Annotated in this window: 1 protein-coding gene; it reads right to left on the reverse strand. The window is 45.0% G+C overall.

Annotated features, from left to right (window positions below; translation table 11 throughout):
• Positions 1-113: 113 nt before the first annotated feature.
• Entirely contained in the window at positions 114-1676 is a 1563-nt protein-coding gene (locus tag VB654_RS10205) for an NAD(P)H-quinone oxidoreductase subunit N (protein ID WP_323213605.1), read from the reverse strand.
• Positions 1677-1853 lie beyond the last annotated feature (177 nt).

Genomic DNA, 1853 nt, shown 5'->3' on the forward strand with positions numbered 1-1853 from the left:
TTGAGATTCCTGTCAGTAGGGGCGCAAACTTTTGCACCCCTATGGCTTTATACTCAGCACGGGCTAAACACCCCACTACCCCTCTAAGCACAGCGCTAGATCAAGCATACAACCTACAAATCTTCTGGTTGTTGTGTGGGAATTACGCTTACCTGAGTTCTCTCAAGAAGTGTTGCTTGTAGCATTGCAGTGTTAGAGATAGAGTTATTAGCCAGTGTAAATAGTGGATTAGACAAAACCCCGGCAATAGTAGTGGCAATTAAGGTTACGATCAATCCCACTTGCAAAGGTCTAAATCCAGGCAAATTCCAGCGAATTTCTGGATAATTCTTGACTACTTCAGACATTTCTTGAGGTTCTTTGACTACCATCATTTTGACTACGCGAATGTAGTAATAGATGGATACCACACTGGTAACTAAGCCCAGTAAAACTAACCAGTAAAGTCCAGCTTGCCAACCAGCCCAAAACAGGTAAATTTTCCCAAAAAACCCAGCTAATGGCGGAATTCCACCCAATGAAAGTAGGGAGATACTCAAGCCTAGTGTGAGCAGTGGATCTTTTTGATACAAGCCAGAGTATTCGGCAATTTGGTCGGTTCCTGTGCGTAGGGAAAACAGAATTATGCAGGTAAAACCGCACAGGTTCATGAACAGGTAGACCATCAGGTAAAATATCATACTGGCATATCCGGCTTCAGTGCCAGCAATCATGCCAATCATGACAAATCCAGCTTGAGCAATGGATGAATAAGCTAACATCCGTTTCATGCTGGTTTGGGCGAGGGCGACGACATTACCCAACACCATACTTAGAACTGCAAGGGCAGTGAAAATAAATCTCCATTCGTCAGCAACCAGAGGGAAGACTGTTGTTAGTAAGCGAATGGCTAGGGCAAAACCAGCAGCTTTGGAACCGACAGATAAAAAGGCAATCACTGGGGTGGGAGCGCCTTCGTAAACGTCTGGTGTCCATTGGTGGAAGGGTGCAGCCGAGATTTTGAAGCCGATACCTGCAATCACGAAAATAAGCGCAATTACCAAACCTAAAGATTGACCAACATTAGCTGCGGTAATCCCATTAGCGATCGCATCTAATTCTGTTTGTCCACCTGATAGACCGTACAGCAGCGAAACGCCGTATAAAAATATTGCTGTACTGGAAGCTCCAATCAACAGGTATTTCAGCGCTGCTTCGTTAGAACGGGGATCACGCTTGGTATAACCTGTGAGCAAATAAGAGGAGATACTGAGAGTTTCTAGGGAGATGAAAATCATCACCAACTCACTAGCACCGGATAAAAACATTCCTCCTAGAGTTGCAGTTAGCAAAATGGCGATGAATTCAGCTAAAGCAGTACCACTCTGCTCAATGTAGCGAATTGACATCAATATAGTCACAGCAGCAGACAACGCGATAATTCCGCGAAAGACAATACTGAGGTCATCACCAATAAAGCTACCAGTAAAGGAGATGGGATTAGTCGCATCCCATTGAAGATAGAGTGCGCCCACCGCAGCGACTAAACCGGCGATCGCCAGATATCCAATCCAGCGCGAAGATGTACGTCCCAAAATCAAATCAACAATCAAAACCCCTAAGAGGGTGACAATTACAATCCCCTCTGGCAAAATCGTTCCAGCATTCAACTGGGATGTAAGATTAGCAAAATCCATGAGATATATAGGTTTTGACGATTAGACATTAAGGCTAGCTGAGTTTATTCTATCTATTGTTATTCACCAAAGTTGCATTTATCTTTTTGAATAATGGTAAATGGGGTGCAGGGGGGAAGAGGCAGGGGTGCAGGGTGCAGGGGGGAAGAGGCAGGGTGCAGGGTGCAGGGTGCAGGG

It is taken from the genome of Nodularia sp. UHCC 0506, from assembly GCF_034931045.1.
Taxonomy (GTDB): Bacteria; Cyanobacteriota; Cyanobacteriia; order Cyanobacteriales; family Nostocaceae; genus Nodularia.

What these genes read in the sequence shown, in the direction of transcription:
- VB654_RS10205 (WP_323213605.1), bottom strand. Translation starts at nt 1,676, where the DNA reads ATGGATTTTGCTAATCTTACATCCCAGTTGAATGCTGGAACGATTTTG.